This is a genomic window from Aquimarina agarivorans, assembly GCF_000218485.1.
Taxonomy (GTDB): Bacteria; Bacteroidota; Bacteroidia; order Flavobacteriales; family Flavobacteriaceae; genus Aquimarina; species Aquimarina agarivorans.
The window spans coordinates 158044-177370 of sequence record NZ_AFPB01000089.1 but is presented as its reverse complement, the minus strand read 5'-3'; the positions used below and the strand labels follow the sequence as shown (position 1 = coordinate 177370).

The window sequence follows — 19327 nt, the reverse complement described above, 5'->3', positions numbered from 1 at the left end:
GTCCACATCTTATGTTAATCAACTTAAAACAACAGAGGATTCTCTTACATTTAATCGACCATTTAATACAATAGTTTGAGGGATGTGAATTCCTTTATTTTGAAGTTGTTCTAAAAGCAGTTGAGCCGCTGCCTTACCCATTTCATAAGTAGGTTGTTCAACAGAAGTTAGTGTAGGGGAAATATGAGCTGCCATTTTGGTTTCGGAAAAGCCTACTATGGCAATATCTTCAGGAATTTTAAATCCAGAATCTTTAAAAACACGCATCATTCCAATGGCGCAAGCGTCATTAGCCGCAAGTATAGCTCTAGGGACGTTATTTTTAGAGATTAAATTTTCTGCTATTTGAACGCCATCTTTCATCGAAAAGCCACAATTAATCTTTTTACCAGTTGGAATTCGATGTTTTTTATGAGCATCATCATAACCTCTTTGTCTGTTTTTTGAAAGAATAAGGTCGTCAGCACCAGATATAAAAAGAATATCCTTAAATCCTTGATGAATTAAATGTTCAGTGGCAAAAAAAGCCCATTTGTAATCATCAAATACAACTTTTGAAGCTTCTATATTTTCGGGAACACGATTAAAAAAGACTAGAGGCATTTTCTTTTCCGTTAACTCTTCATAATAGGGTAAATTATTACCCACACCTGATAGAGAAATAATAAGTCCGTCCACCATATTATCAACTAACGTTTTTGCATTTCTAATTTCCAAATCAATCGATTCGTTAGACTGCATAATAAGAACTTGGTAGTTGTGTTGGTACAAGATTTCTTGTGCTCCCATAATTACTTGTGGAAAGAAAGAATTTTCAAACTCAGGAATAATAATGCCTATGTTATAGCTACGTTGCTGCACCAGTTTTCTTGCAATAGGGTTGGGGCGATATCCCATTTCACTTGCCTTTTTTAGAATACGCTCTCTTGTTTCGGGTTTAATATCATATTTATCATTAAAGGCCCGTGAAACTGTAGATACAGCAACATTTAACTCTTTAGCAATATCTTTTATAGTAACATATTTCATGAAAAAGGAAACTAACTTTGATTTCAAAGTTAGAAAAATAAAAAACGTTTCCGAAAAAAAATAACGTTTTCAGAAACGTTTCCGGTAACTTTAATCACGAAAACGATATAAGTTCATTTTTAAACTTATTAAATTGTCATAAATAAGTATACATGAATTCTATTGATATTATTGTTATTCTACTTTTTACCGTACTCATTTTTGTGTGCGGAATTAGTTTTTCAAAGTCGGGAAAAGATGTTAGTTCATTTTTTGCAGCGGGAGGTGCTTTACCATGGTGGATGAGTGGATTGTCTCTCTTTATGAGTTTTTTCTCAGCAGGAACTTTTGTTGTGTGGGGATCTATAGCCTATTCGAGTGGTTGGGTAGCCATTTCTATTCAGTGGACTATGGCAATAGCAGGAATCATTATTGGTTTTTTTATAGCTCCTAAATGGCAAAAAACTAAAGAGATAACAGTAGCCTCATTTATTACGAAACGTTTGGGCTTACAAACACAAAAAGTGTATACCTATTTATTTTTATTCGTATCCTTATTTACTACAGGGGCATTTTTATATCCCGTAGCAAAAATTGTTGAAGTCTCCACAGGTATTCCTATTACCACAAGTATTATCGTATTAGGTGTTTTGATCTTGATTTATACTGCAATAGGTGGGCTTTGGGCGGTAATAGTAACAGACGTTCTTCAATTTGTAGTATTGACCGCAGCAGTATTTATAGTATTACCACTGTCATTTAAAAAGGTAGGAGGAATTGATTTGTTTATAGAAAAGGCTCCAGAAAACTTTTTTAATCTAGTAAATGAAGAATATTCAGTGCCTTTTTTGATAGCATTTGGATTGTATAATTTGTTTTTTATTGCAGGAAATTGGGCGTATGTTCAACGCTATACTAGTGTAGCTACTCCTAAAGATGCCAAAAAAGTAGGATGGCTTTTTGGAGGTTTATATACCATAAGTCCGCTAATTTGGATGTTACCGCCAATGATTTATAGAGTGTTAAATCCCGATTTAACAAATTTGGCAGATGAAGGCGCTTATTTATTAATGTGTAAAGAAGTAATGCCCGTAGGAATGTTAGGATTAATGTTAGGAGGTATGGTATTTGCAACTTCAAGTTCAGTAAACACAACCTTGAATATATCCGCAGGAGTTATAACAAATGATATTTATAGACTATTGTTTCCTAATTCTTCTAACGAAAAGCTTGTTAAAGTAGGAAGATTAGCTACAGTAATACTTGGTTTATTAACCATTTTTGTAGCATTATTAGTTCCTTTAATGGGAGGAATAGTAGAAGTGGTTATGAGTATTGCGGCTTTGACTGGAGCAGCTATGTTTTTACCGCCACTATGGGCTTTGTTTTCTAAAAGATCAATGGGAAAGACTACGGTGTTAGTTACTATTATTTCTCTTTTGATAAATGCTTTTTTTAAGTTTTTAGCCCCATCAATTTTAGGGATTACATTAGATAGAACTACAGAAATGTCAATGGGAGTAGGAATCCCAATGGTATTGCTGATAATTATAGAATTAATAAATTATTTTAAAGGATTTGTAGCTCCTGTTACAAATAAAGTAATTAATGATTCTTCTACTGATGAAGAATCTGAAAGTTCTAATGAAGGAAATAAAAGAGGAGGTCGTGTTATAGGATTAGGAATTGGTGCAATAGGATTGCTTATTTTAATACTTACATTTTTTGCTGATGCAGAAAAAATCACGATTGCAATAATAGGAAGTATTGTATTATTACTAGGACTTTTTGTTATTTATAAAAATAAAGAAGAAAGCTAAAAAATAATGATTACAGAAGCATTTAGTCAAAAAGGTAGAGAAAACAAAATTGAAAAGTATAGTGCTGATTTTGTAGTAGTAGGTGGTGGTTTAGCTGGTGTATGTGCTGCTATATCTGCTGCAAGAAAAGGAACAAAAACTGTTTTAATTCAAGATCGACCTGTATTAGGAGGGAACGCTTCTTCGGAAGTTCGATTATGGGCTTTAGGAGCAACTTCACATATGGGTAATAACAATCGATGGTCTCGTGAAGGAGGTCTTATCGATGAGATTATGGTAGAAAATTTATATCGAAATAGAGAAGGAAATCCTATTATTTTCGATACTGTTTTATTAGAAAAAGTAATAAACGAACCTAATATTACATTACTATTAAATACCGCAGTTAGTGATGTTAAAAAATCAGATGATCACACTATTAAATCTGTTAAAGCTTTTAATAGCCAAAATTCTACAGAATATGATATAGAAGCGCCGCTATTTTGTGATGCTTCGGGAGATGGAATTGTAGGTTTCAAATCGGGAGCAAGTTTTAGAATTGGAGCAGAGTCGAAAGAAGAATTCGGGGAGCTTTTCGCCCCAGATGAATCTTACGGTCAGTTATTAGGACACTCCATGTTTTTCTATAGTAAAGAATCTGATAAGTCTGTAAAATATGTAGCACCTTCATATGCATTACAAGATATTAACGATATACCACGTCATAAATTGATTCGAAAGAACCATAAAGGATGTAATTTTTGGTGGTTCGAATTTGGAGGAAGAAAAGATACTATCCATGAAACTGAAGAAATCAAATGGGAACTTTGGAAAGTAATTTATGGGGTATGGAATTACATTAAAAACTCTGGTGAATTCGATGATGTAGAAAATCTAGACTTAGAGTGGGTTGCTAACGTTCCAGGAAAGCGTGAAAGTCGTCGTTTTGATGGGCTTTATATGATGAAGCAACAAGATGTTTTAGGTCAAGAAGTCTTTGATGATGCTATTGCATTTGGAGGGTGGGCACTAGATTTGCATCCTGCTGATGGAATTTATAGCGAGCTTTCTGGTTGTACTCAATGGCATTCTAAAGGAGTATATGATATCCCTTACAGAAGCTTTGTAAGCAAGAATATTAATAATCTATTCTTAGCGGGACGTATTATCAGTGCTTCGCATGTTGCTTTTGGATCTACTCGAGTTATGTTAACTTGTGGATTTGGAGCTCAAGCAGTTGGTACAGCAGCGGCTATGTGTACTTCAGAAAAGGTACTGCCAGCACAAATCCTGGAAGATGGAAGAATAAAAACACTTCAAAATCAATTGAATATTGATGGGCAAAGTATTTGTAATGTTCCTATACAAGCCAAAAGCAATTTGTTGAACAAAGCTACTGTTGAGGCAAGTTCTACATTAAAGCTTTTTCAAATAGAAACTAATGGTAATTGGTTACCACTTGATGTTTCTGTAGCACAACTATTGCCTTTAAAAGTAAATACAAAGTATAGTTTTAAAGTAACTATAAAAGCAAAAGAAGCGACTCAATTAGAAGTGCAATTACGTACATCAGAGTTAGCCCATAATTATACTCCTGAAATTATATTAGAACAAAAAATAATTTCCATTGAAAAGGGAGAACAAACCATAGAATTTAGTTTTGAAGCTATAATATCAGAAAGCAGCTATGCTTTTGTCACATTTATGGCGAATGAGAAGTTAGAATTACAAGAAAGTGATCAATTAATTACAGGTATAATGACTGCCTTTAATGGAGTAAACAAAAAAGTATCTAATACAGGGAAACAAACACCTCCAGATGGTATTGGTGTTGATGCTTTTGAATTTTGGATTCCTAATAGAAGACCTGAAGGGAAAAATATTAGCTTAAGTATTTCGCCTCCTTTGGAGATTTATGAAGCAGCAAACCTTGGAAATGGTTATGTAAGACCATGGAAAGGTACCAATGCTTGGGTAGCAGATTTAACAGATAATACTCCAGAAATAAATATTGAATGGGATGAATTACAGACGATTAATCAAATAAAACTATTTTTCGATACAGATTACGATCATGCGATGGAGACGGTACAATATGGACACCCAGAAGATATCATCCCTTTTTGTATCAATACCTATAAAATATATAGTGCAGAGGGTGATTTACTTTTCGAAAAGCAAGGGAATTACCAAACTATTAATACTATAATATTGGAAGAATCAATTAATACCAAAGGATTACGTATAAAGCTAGAACACCCTTCAAAATCAGTTCCGGCTGCATTATTTGAGGTTTTTGTAGCATAATTTAATATTAAAATGGATTATTTTTATAAGTTATTTTTAAGCTTTTTCATCTTTAGTAGCCTATTATCATGTGCTAGTGAACCCATAGATACTAAAATATCTTTAGATGGTACTTGGCAATTTTTAGCTTCCAAAGATGTTGAAACCTATGAACAACAAAAAGCAATAAAAGAATGGGATTCTATTGTAGTTCCGGGGAATTGGGATACTAAAGAAAAGTACAGTACGTATAGCGGAAAAGCATTTTACAAACGTACTTTTGAAGTGCCTAGCTCTTGGTCGGATAGACATATTCAAATCCATTTTGGAGCGGTATATCAAACAGCAAAAGTTTGGTTGAATGGAAAATTATTAGGAAAACATGTTGGTGGTTATACCCCATTTGAATTCAATATTAATCAAGAATTATTACCAGATCAACCTAATGAATTAGTTGTGATGGCTGATAATTCCTACAAACGTGGAGCTTGGTGGGCTTGGGGTGGTATTAGTCGTACTGTTTCATTGGAAGCATTTGATAAAGCTAGAATGAAATATCAACACATAGATGCAACACCTGATTTTGAGAAGGGACAAGTTTCTTTTGTAATTAAACATGCTATAGAAAACCTTAGTAATGAGAATAATGAAGTGAAAGTGATGTCCTATATAGATGGAACATTACTGGGTGAGGTACCTGTTACGATTTCTTCATTGGGTACTATAGAAACTAAAATGAGTTACCCTGCAGATTTAAGCCTTTATAAGCTATGGGATTTAGACCATCCTAACTTGTATAAATTAACTTCAAAACTAAAGGTTAATGGAAAAATAGTCCACACACTTACAGATAATTTTGGAATTCGAAAAATTGAAGCTAGAGGAGAACAGCTTTTTTTAAATAATAAACTATTACGTGAAAATGGACTAAATAGAGTTCATGATCATCCAAAATATGGAAATACAGAACCTAAACATATTGTAGAAGCTGATATGAAAGATATTAAAGCTTTAGGGGGACGATTTTCTAGATTAATGCATGCTCCACTATCCAAGACCCTTTTGGATTTTTGCGATAGAGAAGGGTATCTTTTAATTCAAGAAATACCAGTATGGGGTGATGATGATCCACAAACTTTTAAGGATAGTCCTCTTGCAAAAAAGTGGATGCGTGAAATGATCGAAAGAGATTTTAATCACCCTTCTGTAATAGGTTGGAGTGTAGGTAACGAACTAAGAGACCCAGAAGGTGAGTGGGAAGATAAAACACTTACTAAAGATCAATATGAATATATCAATTCGATGTTGGATTATGTTGAAGAATTAGATCAAACACGTTTAAAGACTTATGTAAGTCTTACTACATATGGTAAAAATTCAGATTTGACAAATGAGCCATTTGAAAAACTGGATTTTATTTGTATCAATTCTTACGGAGATGCTGTTAAGGCTGTCACTAAAACACATGAGAAGTTTCCAGGGAAACCCATTTTTATGTCCGAAATAGGAAGATCTCAAATAGGCCCTGCTCCAGATTCTGAATTCTCAGAAGAGTTGATAGCAGATTTGAAAAAATTGAAGGAGCTTCCTTATTTAGTAGGGGTATCTCTATGGTCTTATAATGATTACCGAAGTAACTATAAAGGAACACCAAAATCTGGTTTTAGAGAATGGGGAGTGGTAAGCGAAAATAGAGAAAAGAAAAAGGCATATTATCAAATTCAAGAGATAAATAAAAATTGGTAACTAGAGCCTATAAAACCTTAATCTTAAATTTTTGGTTGAGAAAATATATTGGATAAATAGTAGTAAACTAAAATCAAAATAATGAAGATAGTTAAAATCGTTTTTGCTTTGATCGTGTCAATTCAATTGATTTCATGCGATTCTGGAGGAAAAGAAATAAACGAAAAAAGTAAATCAACAGAGCAAGAGATATCTTCTTTAGAAAAGAAAAAAGATTACGGTGGTTTCCCTTGGGATATTCCACAGTCAATGCCTGATCGTCCTTTAAGTAAAGCGATGAAACGCTTATATACAGATTATAAAACACCTCGTCCAGAAGATAATGAGTTGTTTACAAGTTTTGCATATACACAGTTGAAAGGATTTGATTATAATGGTGGAGATGGAACTATTTCTAGACGTGATCCTTCTAAAGTCATAATTGAAAATGGAAAATACTACGTTTGGTATACTAAAAGGCACACAAAATACCCACCAGTAGGTTACGGAAATGCACATTTATCTACAGATGAAATTCCTTCAGCAGATTGGGATTTATGTGAAATATGGTACGCTACCAGTAAAGATGGATTTACTTGGGAAGAGCAAGGTTTAGCGGTATCACGCCCTTCTAAACCTTTAGTGGGATGGCGATCAGTAGCTACTCCAGATGTTTTAAAATTTAAGGGAAAGTACTATCTGTACTATCAGGGATTTATGGAAGCTAGTGGTAAAAAAGGAGATCACTGCCCTGTGACCGTTTCGTATGCCGACTCTCCAGATGGACCATGGACACCATTAAATAAAATTGTAGTTGAAAATGGAAAACCAGGAACGTGGGATCAATTTTCAATTCACGATCCTTATCCATTGGTATACAAAGGAAAAATCTATTTGTACTACAAAGCGGCCTTTGGAGATCGACCAGATTATTTATGTGTAAATGGTTTAGCCATAGCAGATAATCCTTTAGGTCCTTTTAAAAAACATCCATTAAATCCAATATTAAATTCTAGTCATGAAACTGCATATTTTCCTTTTGAAGAGGGAATCGCAACCATAGCTACTCGAAATGGTAATGAAGCTAATACCATTCAGTATGCGCCTGATGGTGTCAATTTTAGTGTTGCTTCGGTAACGGCTTTATTGCCTATAGCAGCAGGCCCTTGTGTACCAGACGCATTCGATAGTAATGGAAATGGTAGGGGAATTACTTGGGGGCTATCGCATTTTGATAATGCCGCTGATGATTGGAGTAAGGATCATACTATTCTTGGAAGGTTTGATTGTGATTTAAGTTTAGATGTTAAAGATCTTAAGTTAAAGCAGACACAAACCAAGTTCAAAAAAGAGGTGTTCTTTTCAAAATCTTTAAGTAAAAATCAAATTGAAAGAATCAATACTAGTAATACTAAAATTTTAAGTTCAAAATAATTTATTATGAAAAAGATTACAATCCTAATATCTATGTTTGCTGTTGTTTCTAGTTGGGCACAACTACCAAAAGAAATAGAAGAAAATTATGAATTAAGCTGGAGTGAAGAGTTTAATGGTACTGATGCTGACTTAGACCAACGTTGGCATTCTCAAAATTCTAAATCAGGAGGAGCATATGTATTATGTAGTCGTTGGAGAGAAAATGCAGAAGTACATGATGGTATTTTAGAACTAAAAGCGAAGAAAGAAAGTAGAGGAGGTCAAGATTGGACCTGTGGAAATATTTGGACGAAAGAAGATTTTGGATATGGTTATTTTGAGGCTAAATACAAATATGCAGGAGCTACGGGAACGAACAATTCTTTTTGGATGTGGCCTAAAAATGGTGTGCCAGAAGGAGAAAAAGCTTTTGAGTTAGATGTTAATGAAGGGCATTACCCCAATAAAGTAAACACGAATATTCATAATTGGACGGATAAAGATGAATATGGGCATCATGAAGATGATCCAAAACCTTTTTTCTTTGGAAGTAAAATTCCTAAAGACAGTTATTCTCATATTTTAGAAACTCCAATACAAACAAAGAAAGTAAGAATTTCTTCTAGGCATGGAAAAAAAATAAATATAGGAGAAATCTTTGTGTATGCACCAACAGAAAAAGGATATCCGAAAAACCCTAGACGTCCACAAGATGCTGATAACTATAGCGAGCTTGTAAATCATGCAGCAAAAAAGAATGTTAAAGTAGACGCTAGTGGGAAATATGTATTTAAAGAAGAAAGAAGTACTGATGCACAAAATGTAGTTGATGGAGTAATTAGAGGAGCCAATAATGAATGGATCTCACAGATTGAAGGAGAAAAATGGATTACATTAAAATTTAAGAAAGCAGTAGATATAGGGTGTATACAGTTTACAAATGCCTGGACAAAAAATACTGAAACATGGTATAACCTAATTACAAATTATAAAATAGAATATTTGAAAGACAAGGAATGGGTAGAACTTGCTCATTTTGATACGGAAGAAGGAGATGATTTTTCAAAAGACTACCATACCTATGGATTTTTATGGACTCCTACTGAGTTTAAATTCTATTTTGATGGAGAATTGATTAGAGAAGAAGATAATGAGCTTTGTCATGCGAAAACAAACATCTTATTAAGTTTAGCGATTCTAAAAGCGAGAATAGGAGGAGAAGTTACCGATGCTATTGATGGTACAAGTATGAAGGTAGATTATGTTAGATATTTTGAGAAAAAGGAAGATTAGTAAACTACCTTGGAGCAAGCTCACTAGGCATTTAAAGAAAATATCATTAAAATTTCAAGGCAAGCCTTAGGGGATTAAACCCTTTTGGCGGTGCCTATAAATTAAGTAAATCTTGGCCTAGAATAAAATAAGGTTTTACTTAAAAGGCATTGAACATATTTTATAATATTTATTGGGTAGTCCAGCCAGTTAGACGTTATTTTCTGGCGCCAATAAGGAAGAATTTTTTTTGAATTCATTATTTTAAAAATTTTTAGTTGTTCTTGATTATACAAGAAAAAAGTTTCCATCTGATAATAGGATTAATTTAGTAATGCTCAAAAACACGGCGTTTTTTTATCTAAAAAGGCTGTGCATTGTTAAAAAATAAAATTAGTTTCTTCAAACAAAAAATAAATAAAATATTATATTTAGCTTATTATCAATAAGAAGCGTATTGCTGATGACATGCCCTTCGTTTCTTAAACTAACTATTTGCAATAAGTCTAAATGAAATACTAACTTAAATCAATGGCTAAATTTTTAAAAGGAAATGACCTTAATGCAGCACTTGAAAATTTTTTTGTGTCGGCACATGACCACATTATTTTAATATCTCCATACATAAAACTTCACGATAGGTATAAATCTGCTTTGTTGACGCACTTGAAAAAGCCTGAAATACAGTTGACGGTTTTATTTGGTAAAAATGAAGATGATATTTCAAAAAGTATGAAGCAAGAAGATTTTGAATTTTTCAAGCAATTCCCGAATGTTGAAATTCGTTTTGAAAAAAGACTTCATGCAAAATACTATGCCAATGATTCCAAAGCAATGCTTACATCAATGAATTTTTATGGATTTTCTCAAAATAATAATATTGAAACTGGAATTTTAATGGAAAAATCATTAAAAGGTACATTTACGGGTGAAAATAATTTAGATGCGGATTCTTGGGAGTATTTTAAAACTGTGATCGATCAAGCAGTTTTACTTTTTAATAAAAAGCCAAAATACGTAAAGAAGAATATTTTGAGTTCAAAAAAATATGTACGCTCAGAAATTGTACTTGATGATTTGTCTGATTTTTTTATGAAAAAGGAAAAAAGTACTAGAGATAAAAAGATAGGTTATTGTATTAGATCAGGGAGTAAGATTCCCTTTAATATGGACAAACCAATGAATTACAATTCATTTAAAAAATGGGATGAACACAAAAACCGTAGTTATCCAGAAAAGTATTGTCATTTTTCAGGAGAATTATCAGAAAGAAGAACAAGCATGGAAAAACCTATACTCAGTAAAAATTGGAAAAAAGCCAAAGAAGTCCATAATTTGAAATAGTCAGGTTGCTAACAATAAAAGCAATTGTCTTGACATAAGCTGATTTGTATAGCTAATATGATTGAACTTCAACTAGGTTAAAGAGAGTAAGTCAATAAGCTGAATAAAAAATATTTGTGACCTCAAATCAAAATTTCGTTTTGGAACCAACCGATGTAAAGGTATTTAATAAGGTTATTAATCGAATGAAAGGGGTTTATGATAGGTTATGGAATGAGACAAATTTGGAATACAAAATTTTATATTATCCGTTATGTTATATTATTGAACCTTAAAAGAAAATTTATTATGTCAAGTATTTACCTATTTCTTCTCATCGAACTTAAGAAACGTTGAGCTTCATCATATTTGGAAGTGATGCGATCTAATTCTTGCTGGTAATCTTTCAATTTGGCATCAACACCGTCATAACTTTTCAACTTTGTTTTAAGTTCTTGTATATCTACATAAGATTGTACAGAATTCACGTAAATATCGTAATTATTAGTAGAATCTTTGGCAGGAATACTTTTTTGTAATTCTACAATTTTAGAATTAATTAAAGCATTAAAGTATTGTAAATTTTGACCTGGCGTATCTAACGAATCAATAAGCGCTTTTATTTCTTCGGATTTTTTTGAAAACTCTTTTTGATATATAAGTTCTTTTTCAGCAATTGAAACTTTATTTTTTAATATGCTGTTTTCTTTAAGAGGTAACCGGTTAAAGTCGAAAAAGGCTGCAAATAATATTAAGATAATAGTTACTAAGAATAATAAAGAAAATTTTAATATGCTGGTAGTGCGCTCTTTTTTATTTTTTGGCTCCATAAATTTGTTACAATAGTGTTATTTTTAATCCAGTAAAAAACTACGTCGTTGTTTTACCTCTTCTTTTACAATTACTTCTTCTTTTACAAATATATTAGAATCTGGTTTTTTACCTATATAATCTAGTTCATCTAATTTTTTAAATAGTAACTGAATTACCTTTGAAAATTGAGAAACAGTATTCAGTGATTGATTAATATCATAATGTTTGTAATCAATCTCAATCATGTCATCTAATAATTTTTCGAATTCACCTTGTGTAGTGTCGCTCCAGTTTACTAAATAATTTACTAATTCTTCTTTACCAGTACCAATATAAATATCCATACTATTTTTAATAACACGGGCAAGAGTAATAAGCTTAGTAGTAATTTTTACTGGAGAAGTCATACGATCTTCAATATGATATTCTGGTATAATACCCGAGGTATATTGCCATACATTTTGAGCAATAAATTGGATCATTTCAGATAATTCATTATTCTGTTTTTTTTGTAGAATTTTTTGAATGATTTGAATTGCATATTTCTCAATAGTTTTAAAAAAAATTCCTATTTGCGAATATATATAAACTAAGTCGCCATGACTTTGAATGGAGTAGCATGGAGGAATATAATTAGCGTCTATTTGCGGTTTATCATCTTCAAACAATATTTTTCCTACTATCAAATAACTCTTACCTAAATTGGTATGTTTTAATTCTTCTTCGGGTACGGTATGTAAAGAATAACTCCCTATAGAATAAGGATGTCTTGGTGGTTCTTCATCAGTTTTGGCTTCACCAACAGGAATTTTTTTAAACGGATCAAATTTTAAAACTATATAATACGCATCATCGGTATTTAAACTAGCATTTAAATTTGCTGAAATTGTTTCAAACTTTCCGCTTTTATCTAACAAAGCATTAGTCAATTCGGAGATTTCTATATAGTACCCCCCAGGAGTAACTGCTTTACATTTGATAATATTTATAGATAAATTATTTTGCCCGTCTAAAGATAATTGTATGCTGTCTTTAGAATCTTTGCCTGAAGATACATCAGGTAACAAACCGTATTGGTTTGAGTGAACTACAATAGAAGTCGATTTTGATATTAAAGCAATGTTTGCATTATCAGAATCCATAAAATGAGATTTATTAATCTTCATTCCATCCACCCAATTTACATAATTATAAGTAGTGCCGTTATACATAATTAAAAAAAGCTTTTAGAATAATCAATAGAAATATACTCAATACACTTATTTTTTTCGTTTTTGTAAAGTGCTAATGATTTTATTTTTATTTTTTTACCTTTTATTTTTTCACATAATTCCAAAAATGTTGATTTTTTTCCTTTAATCATAGTCATGGTTTGCAAATTACCACACATGTAAGGCTTAAAATCATCGGCAGTTGCTTTTTCTTCACTAACCTGTATAATTTTTTTTAGCAAATGCACTTCTCGAAATTTGAGGTTTTTCAACCGCTTTTGGGGCATTTGATATTTTGACAGATGGTGGCGTTGGTGCAGCTTTAACAACAGGATCGTACTTAATTAAAGATTCACGGTCTCGCTTTGCCTCGCGTAAAGATTTTCTTTTTTGGCGTTTTGAAAGTTCTACAACTTTTTCTTCTTCTTTCGGTAATACTGTAATTCTTTTTTGAGTACTATACCTGGGATCGCCATTTACGATTAAAGTAATCGTTTTTAAACCCGGAGTTTGGTAGGTGTAAGTTGGGTTTTGAAAGGTAGAATTAACTTCAGAAGTTTCACCAAAACGCCATTCCCAACTGGTAGCTTTTTTAGTTATGTCGGTTACCGATATCAGTTCACCAACAGTAATACTAGCAGGAACTTTAAAATTAGCAATTCGGGTAGAATCTATAATATCCAGTTTTTCCTTAATTACAATTTCCTTACTTACAGAACAATTGTTGTTAACTAATAATTCAACTGAGTAAGTTCCAGGAGTACTATAGGTATGGAATGGATTTTCAGTATACCTGTTATCAGTACTATCACCAAAAGACCATTGTCTTTCGGTTACATTTTCAGAATAATCTTTAAAACGAATAATTTCACCAACTCTAAATTGACTTGCATTAACTTCAAAATTCATAATATTACAAGGATCGTGGTTGGCAACTTTCGCTATTAATACTATACTTGCAAGCAACAGTGTTCCTAACATTATATAAATCACATTCTTATCAATATAACTGCTACTGGATTTTTGTTCCATGTATTACTTATTTATTTAGCGTATTTAGTTGGTAAATTTAATATAATAAGGAAACAAACTGGTTGCTTTTTCCTTAAGAACGGACAATATATTATTTTTTATCATAATCCACTCATTATCCCCAGTTTTAACATCAATTTTCTTCTTAATTGTTATCACTATTGTAGGAATTAAACCTTTATTATAATCTGAATGAGTTTTAAACTCCTTTGAAAAAGTTACATTTTCAATTTTTGTACCACAAATATCAAAACACAGCGCTTTAACATCTTCTTTGGTAACAATACGGTCTCGTGATAATAATGCCCTGCGATAACTGAATAATTTTTCTTGTTCACTCAATGAATTTTTGCCCTGCTGAGATGGAGTTACCAAAAAACTTTTTTGAGCATCAATATCTACACCTTTGTAAATTTCTAGTTTGGTATTTACTTTTAATAGGTTGGCTTCTTCACCTATAGTTGTCCAGTAATCAACAAAAATAGTTCCTTTTTGGTTGTAAGGATTAAGTGATAAATAGTGCACTTCATCAGTTTCAATATTCATATCACTAACCCGATCTTCTAAAGCAGAAATGTTTTGATTGAGTTTACGAATATTTGATTGCAAATTTTCATATCCTAAGGTAGAAAATGCAGCGCTTTCATTTTTTAAAAGATCCAGTAAATTGATTAAATAATCTTTTGCTTTCCGAGCATCCAATCGGCTAATATTTTTATCTCTAATAGCAAAAGTGCCTTTTTTACTGGTATTGTCTTTTGTAATTGCCGTATAAGTTTTACCAAAATCATCACTCACTTTTTTGATATCTAAAAAAATATCTGATGAACTAAAAGGAACAATGTTCGAAAATTCTTTTAAAGAATATGATGTGCTTTCTAACCTGCGGTTTAATGCTGGAAACGTATTAAGAGCAGCATAAATATTACTTAGTATTTTAGTAGAAACTGTACTTGGGAATACGATTTTAAGCCATTGGTACTCTTTAAAGTTTTCAAATTCCTCTAAGTCTATATGTGCTAAAAAATCAAAGTTTTTAATGGGTTTGTTTAGCAAGCAATCGGATAGTATTTTTACGTAATTTTTTTTATAAAGCGATTCGATTTCGTTTTCTGCAGAATAATTTTTTTGCGATCCGCCAGAAAATATTTCGCTAATATTATCCCTGTCAATAGTTTGGGGTGTTCTAAGTCCAAAACTAATTTTTATGGGTTGATTGTTATAATAAAATTCTGCCTGTTTTAGCTGATTGTAAAACAATTCCTGATAGCTTAGATCTCCAATTTCAAAATAAATATTGGTGTTTTTTAAAGAAATCTTAGTTTCAGTTTTAGGAATTCCTAAAAATAAAGTAGCCTCGGGAGCGATAACATTATCAGTTAAACCAATCCTTTGCGAATTAATCGCTTTTTTTTCTTTTTCGTATTGAATACATGTATTACCTGCTATGGCGTATTCAATATGAGCATTGACTAGTTTAAAGTTTTTAATAGGAGAAAAATAGGCTTTTTTGTAAAAAACATTTCCATCCGAATTTTTAATTCTTTTTTTAGCAATAAGCTGATCAACGGGTAACACTTCGGCATGAGCTTCTACGGGCATTGCATGTATAACAGCATGAGCTGGTTTTGCACCAGTAACCGTATTGGGAGAAATTAAATCAATAAGTTTTTCGGCAATCCTGTTTTGTGAATTAGAAATATCACTGGAAATTTTTGAAAGTTCCGTAGCACAGGCGCCAATTAGTAAGGAAACTACCGGGTCAAAAGTACTGTCTATATCGCTGGGAGTAACGCCCCACATTTCAGCAGCCTTTTTAATCATCCTGTTTTTTATGTCACTCTTTGTTTGCATAGTTTAATAGGCTAGTGGAGCAATATAAAAACTTTCTACACACGAAAAAGATTCATTTGTTTGTTTTTTAGTGCCTGAAACTTTAATATCAACTCGTTTTTTTACACGATTATGTTTTGTTTTACCCTTAAATTCATCCTGAATTACTGATACGTCAACCATTATTTTTTCTAATCGTTTTTCATGCAAAATCAATGATTTTGAAATTGATTTTGAAATTGAATTTTTTAACTTATCCGTACCACTAAGATTATCAAAATCCACATTCCAAATTTTACAGCCAAAAGAGGCATCGTAATCCAGTTCTCCAAAGTGGGAGGTGGCAATTAAATGAATGAACTTTGAAATAGATTCTTCTAAAGAACATGTGTTTGCTTCTTCATTTAAAAGAATTTTATCAACAGTAAGGGGTAATTTATAATAGCGCAAAATAAATAAAGCTTAGATTATAAAGTTAATTTTTTTTGTAAATTTACAAACTATGATTTGCGTTTTTTAGTATTTTACTTAGATAAGTATTAAAACAAACATTTATTATTACCATAAATATTTTAATGAAAAAACTACTTTTTGGATTATGCTGCGTTTTACTGGCTACTTCATGCGGAGGCGCTAAAATACCAAATTTTGACGATGAGCCAGAGGTGGAAAATAAAACAGAATTCAAAGGAGTGCTTCCTATTCAAAAAAAATACGCCTCTATATTAGGAATCCCGGTTTCTGAAGCAAATAGCGTAAAATTATATAAGTTTATAGATTCTTGGGAAGGTACCCGATACCTTATGGGAGGCGAAAACAAATCAGGTATTGATTGTTCGTTTTTTTCACAGTTCTTATACCACGATGTATATGGTTTTCTAATTGAACGTACGGCTGATAAGCAATTTTTATCACCGACAACAGATAAATTTATTGGTCAGGAGCATTTAAATGAAGGCGACTTAATATTTTTTAATTTAACAGGATCACAATATGATCCTATTACTCACGTAGGGGTTTATTTGACAAACGGTAAATTTGTACATTCTACCTCTCGCCGTGCAGCAAATGGAAAAAACGGAGTTCAAATAAGTGATTTGCAAAATAAACACTGGCAAAAACTTTTTGTATCTGCCGGCAGAAAAGTAAATTTAGAACAAATTAATAAATAATTTGTTTGAATGAATATTACGGCAGATTTAGCTACTATCCATAAAGAATTCAGCGAAAATTTTCACGATTTAAAGGCTGAGATTTTAGTTTTAGAATTACTTGAAAACACATATTTAGAAGAAGAAGACATTGTAGTTCTGTTTAAAAGTAATTTTGCCCGCGGTTTCAGACGGGACATTTTAAACTCCAAAATAAACGATAAAGGAAAGTTTGAAATTCAGATTTCAAGGAACGGGATGTACGATGCGATACCGCAAGGAGTATTTCATAAACCTGTAGGTATTAACACCCAAATGGCCTACAAAGAAATTCGCAGAAAAAATCGTAAGGAAGAAAAAGATGCCCGTATGCTGTTTGCTCCCTTGGAGAACGAATTTTTTCTTCAGAAAATAGCCATTGAAAAAGAAGAAAAAAACAATCTTTTCAAATTTAATAATAGTATTAAGGATTCGTTTCCTATTGATTTTTGGGGTATACGAGATAAAGTTCCTGCTAAGTACATTTTTGAATTCGTAAAAGCACTGCCTTTTGCACACAAAATATCTAAAGACAAAGATCTTATTGCAAAATGTTTGGAAAAAATTATCAAAGAGAAAGTTGAAATTTACAATGCATTTAAACCTTTAAATAATTCAGGTAATTATCACGAAGAACAGGTATTAGGTTTAAATTTATCATTGGACACCAAAAAAACTACTGTATTATTTCCGTTTTTTACTATTTGCATTACAATTTCTAACTTAAATAGCAGGCATCTTTTTACCAAGAATGGAATTGGAACACAATTTATTAGTGTTTTTTGTGAGTATTTTGTTCCTTTGGAAGCGGAATATGAAATACAAGTCAATAATACTTCTAGTAAAGAAATATTTTGTTTAAACGAAGAAAGTGCTGTTTTAGGACTTTCGGCTAAAATATAAATTAAGTATGCTAATGATTACCTTAACACCAGGTTTTGTAAAATTAGGTTTAGTAATGCTGATAATTGGCAGTGTTATCATGGGGTTTGTTACCAAATTACGCAAACTGTTAAAAAAGAATAAGAAGGCTTTCTTTATTTATACACTAGCAATAATTTTAGTATTTGCAGTAACAGCGTTATTATCTAACGATAATGTGTTGCAAAATTCACCATTAGCAAATTTTATAAGTTTTCAAATTTTATTTTTAATTTATGGAAGCCTGCATGTTTTAATAATGCAAAAATTTTTCAGTAATATTTCTGAGAAAAAAACCGATTTTTGGCCGGAATTTTTCTTCACCTTAGCCATGGGTTGTATAGGATTAATTGGATTTTTATTCACGATCCAGTTTTATAAACTAGACTTTATGTACATTTTTTTAGGAGCAGGTATTTGTTTTTTAGTTCCTTTTATGTTGGTAAAGTTATATGAGTTTTCTGTAGCCGTTCCGGTACCAGTGTTTAAAAGATGGATTTATCCAACCGATAATTCTATTAAAGATCCAAAAGAGAGTGAATTAAAAAATCCAGTAGTGATTTCATTTGAATTTAATAAAGAACCGGATAGTTCTGAAATTAGCAATTTTAGATTAAAAGCTCCTGAACAAATGGAGTTTGGAAAATTATTCTATTTTTTTATTAACGATTATAACGAAAGACACCCCGAAAGTAATATTGCTTATATTAAAAATGGTAACAAGCCCTACGGCTGGATCTTTTACTCCAAACCTAATTTTTTAGGAAAAAGAAATTACTACGATTTCACTAAAACAATTGACGCCAATAATATTAAAGAAAATGATATAATCATTTGCCAAAGAGCTTAAAAAATTATTTTTTAAATTTTAACATTTTTGGCTCAGCGGTTAGTTTTACTCGTTTTTACAAGAAAAAATCTACATTAAAATTTTGAGAACTGCTTGATGATCAGAAAATTTATTTGGTTATAAGGCTAATAATTATATATTTACAGCGTGAATAATTCACGTTTATTATTATAATTTTTAAATTTTTTTATTATGTCTTTTAAAGCAAAATTAAAAGTAGCAGGAAACGAGTTTAACGTATTAAACTGTCACTATGGTTTAAGTCAGGAAACTGATGCTACAGGTCGTCCATCTTCTGTAACACGTGGTGGAATGATTACTATTGAGGTTGAATCTACATCAGATACTAGTTTATCTGACTGGATGTTCAACAATTTCGAAATGAGAAGTGGTTCTATTGTATTCTTAAAAAGAGATACGGAAGCAACTTCTAAAGAATTAAAGTTTACCGATGCTTACGCTGTAAAATATACTGAAAATTTTGATGCTACCGGTAAAAACCCAATGACTGAAAAAATCACTATTTCAGCACGCGAAATCGCAGTAGGTAACGGAGAGCATGTTAACGAATGGGTGTAATTTGATTATAACATTGAAAATAATTTTAAAGGGAACAATTTTAATTAATTTGTTCCCTTTTTTTCTTTC

17 protein-coding genes are annotated in these 19327 nt (G+C 31.7%); 10 read left to right on the top strand and 7 right to left on the bottom strand.

Features of this window, described 5'->3' with window-relative positions:
- Positions 1-18: 18 nt before the first annotated feature.
- Positions 19-1029: a LacI family DNA-binding transcriptional regulator gene (locus tag GMC_RS0105425; protein ID WP_010521183.1), complete on the bottom strand. Its 1011-nt coding sequence runs from the start codon at positions 1027-1029 to the stop codon at positions 19-21.
- A gap of 152 nt (positions 1030-1181) precedes the next feature.
- On the opposite strand from GMC_RS0105425, the gene GMC_RS0105420 reads away from it, so the two are divergent.
- From GMC_RS0105420 to GMC_RS0105395, 6 genes are all read left to right on the top strand, one after another.
- The gene (locus GMC_RS0105420; RefSeq protein WP_010521182.1) at positions 1182-2828 is read left to right on the top strand and encodes a sodium:solute symporter family protein; all 1647 of its coding nucleotides are present in this window, start codon (positions 1182-1184) and stop codon (positions 2826-2828) included.
- 6 nt (positions 2829-2834) lie between these two features.
- Positions 2835-5114 carry an FAD-dependent oxidoreductase gene (locus tag GMC_RS0105415; protein WP_010521181.1) on the top strand — a complete coding sequence of 760 codons (2280 nt, stop codon included), beginning with the start codon at positions 2835-2837 and terminating at the stop codon, positions 5112-5114.
- A gap of 12 nt (positions 5115-5126) precedes the next feature.
- Positions 5127-6839, top strand: a complete 1713-nt coding sequence (locus GMC_RS0105410; RefSeq protein WP_010521180.1) for a glycoside hydrolase family 2 protein — start codon at positions 5127-5129, stop codon at positions 6837-6839.
- An 81-nt stretch (positions 6840-6920) separates the two neighbouring features.
- Positions 6921-8252 carry a glycoside hydrolase family 117 protein gene (locus tag GMC_RS0105405; protein ID WP_010521179.1) on the top strand — a complete coding sequence of 444 codons (1332 nt, stop codon included), beginning with the start codon at positions 6921-6923 and terminating at the stop codon, positions 8250-8252.
- A gap of 6 nt (positions 8253-8258) precedes the next feature.
- A complete protein-coding gene (locus GMC_RS0105400) occupies positions 8259-9527 on the top strand; it encodes a family 16 glycosylhydrolase (RefSeq protein WP_094766254.1) in 1269 nt (422 codons plus the stop codon).
- A 510-nt stretch (positions 9528-10037) separates the two neighbouring features.
- Complete coding sequence (locus tag GMC_RS0105395; RefSeq protein ID WP_010521177.1) at positions 10038-10850, top strand: phospholipase D family protein; 813 nt, start codon at positions 10038-10040, stop codon at positions 10848-10850.
- 299 nt (positions 10851-11149) lie between these two features.
- Here GMC_RS0105395 and tssO read toward each other — a convergent pair whose 3' ends face one another.
- From tssO to GMC_RS0105365, 6 genes are read right to left on the bottom strand one after another with little or no spacing between them, the layout of a single operon-like run.
- Positions 11150-11659, bottom strand: a complete 510-nt coding sequence (gene tssO / locus GMC_RS0105390; RefSeq protein ID WP_010521176.1) for a type VI secretion system TssO — start codon at positions 11657-11659, stop codon at positions 11150-11152.
- Positions 11660-11683: 24 nt separating this feature from the next.
- Complete coding sequence (locus tag GMC_RS0105385; RefSeq protein WP_010521175.1) at positions 11684-12853, bottom strand: hypothetical protein; 1170 nt, start codon at positions 12851-12853, stop codon at positions 11684-11686.
- 2 nt (positions 12854-12855) lie between these two features.
- The gene (locus GMC_RS0105380; protein ID WP_029489614.1) at positions 12856-13095 is read right to left on the bottom strand and encodes a hypothetical protein; all 240 of its coding nucleotides are present in this window, start codon (positions 13093-13095) and stop codon (positions 12856-12858) included.
- Entirely contained in the window at positions 13070-13885 is an 816-nt protein-coding gene (locus GMC_RS0105375; RefSeq protein WP_029489613.1) for a PKD domain-containing protein, read from the bottom strand. Before GMC_RS0105375 ends, GMC_RS0105380 begins: the two co-directional genes overlap by 26 nt.
- A 24-nt stretch (positions 13886-13909) precedes the next feature.
- Positions 13910-15739, bottom strand: coding sequence for a type VI secretion system baseplate subunit TssF (locus tag GMC_RS0105370; protein ID WP_138940569.1), 1830 nt, complete (start codon positions 15737-15739; stop codon positions 13910-13912).
- A gap of 3 nt (positions 15740-15742) precedes the next feature.
- Positions 15743-16168, bottom strand: coding sequence for a GPW/gp25 family protein (locus GMC_RS0105365; protein ID WP_010521173.1), 426 nt, complete (start codon positions 16166-16168; stop codon positions 15743-15745).
- A 125-nt stretch (positions 16169-16293) separates the two neighbouring features.
- On the opposite strand from GMC_RS0105365, the gene GMC_RS19145 reads away from it, so the two are divergent.
- From GMC_RS19145 to tssD, 4 genes are all read left to right on the top strand, one after another.
- Entirely contained in the window at positions 16294-16890 is a 597-nt protein-coding gene (locus tag GMC_RS19145; RefSeq protein ID WP_010521172.1) for a C40 family peptidase, read from the top strand.
- Positions 16891-16899: 9 nt separating this feature from the next.
- On the top strand, positions 16900-17811 hold the full coding sequence (locus tag GMC_RS0105355; protein WP_010521171.1) for a hypothetical protein: 912 nt from the start codon (positions 16900-16902) through the stop codon (positions 17809-17811).
- 13 nt (positions 17812-17824) lie between these two features.
- Positions 17825-18679 (top strand): TssN family type VI secretion system protein, encoded by an 855-nt coding sequence (locus GMC_RS0105350; RefSeq protein WP_010521170.1) that lies wholly within the window; start codon positions 17825-17827, stop codon positions 18677-18679.
- Between the two features lie 192 nt (positions 18680-18871).
- Entirely contained in the window at positions 18872-19258 is a 387-nt protein-coding gene (gene tssD, locus GMC_RS0105345) for a type VI secretion system tube protein TssD (protein WP_010521169.1), read from the top strand.
- The last annotated feature ends 69 nt before the right edge of the window (positions 19259-19327 follow it).

Bases quoted from the DNA above. Each gene is read 5' to 3' on its own strand.
- GMC_RS0105425 (WP_010521183.1), bottom strand. From the start codon at position 1,029: ATGAAATATGTTACTATAAAAGATATTGCTAAAGAGTTAAATGTTGCT.
- GMC_RS0105420 (WP_010521182.1), top strand. From the start codon at position 1,182: ATGAATTCTATTGATATTATTGTTATTCTACTTTTTACCGTACTCATT.
- GMC_RS0105415 (WP_010521181.1), top strand. From the start codon at position 2,835: ATGATTACAGAAGCATTTAGTCAAAAAGGTAGAGAAAACAAAATTGAA.
- GMC_RS0105410 (WP_010521180.1), top strand. From the start codon at position 5,127: ATGGATTATTTTTATAAGTTATTTTTAAGCTTTTTCATCTTTAGTAGC.
- GMC_RS0105405 (WP_010521179.1), top strand. From the start codon at position 6,921: ATGAAGATAGTTAAAATCGTTTTTGCTTTGATCGTGTCAATTCAATTG.
- GMC_RS0105400 (WP_094766254.1), top strand. From the start codon at position 8,259: ATGAAAAAGATTACAATCCTAATATCTATGTTTGCTGTTGTTTCTAGT.
- GMC_RS0105395 (WP_010521177.1), top strand. From the start codon at position 10,038: ATGGCTAAATTTTTAAAAGGAAATGACCTTAATGCAGCACTTGAAAAT.
- tssO (WP_010521176.1), bottom strand. From the start codon at position 11,659: ATGGAGCCAAAAAATAAAAAAGAGCGCACTACCAGCATATTAAAATTT.
- GMC_RS0105385 (WP_010521175.1), bottom strand. From the start codon at position 12,853: ATGTATAACGGCACTACTTATAATTATGTAAATTGGGTGGATGGAATG.
- GMC_RS0105375 (WP_029489613.1), bottom strand. From the start codon at position 13,885: ATGGAACAAAAATCCAGTAGCAGTTATATTGATAAGAATGTGATTTAT.
- GMC_RS0105370 (WP_138940569.1), bottom strand. From the start codon at position 15,739: ATGCAAACAAAGAGTGACATAAAAAACAGGATGATTAAAAAGGCTGCT.
- GMC_RS19145 (WP_010521172.1), top strand. From the start codon at position 16,294: ATGAAAAAACTACTTTTTGGATTATGCTGCGTTTTACTGGCTACTTCA.
- GMC_RS0105355 (WP_010521171.1), top strand. From the start codon at position 16,900: ATGAATATTACGGCAGATTTAGCTACTATCCATAAAGAATTCAGCGAA.
- GMC_RS0105350 (WP_010521170.1), top strand. From the start codon at position 17,825: ATGATTACCTTAACACCAGGTTTTGTAAAATTAGGTTTAGTAATGCTG.
- tssD (WP_010521169.1), top strand. From the start codon at position 18,872: ATGTCTTTTAAAGCAAAATTAAAAGTAGCAGGAAACGAGTTTAACGTA.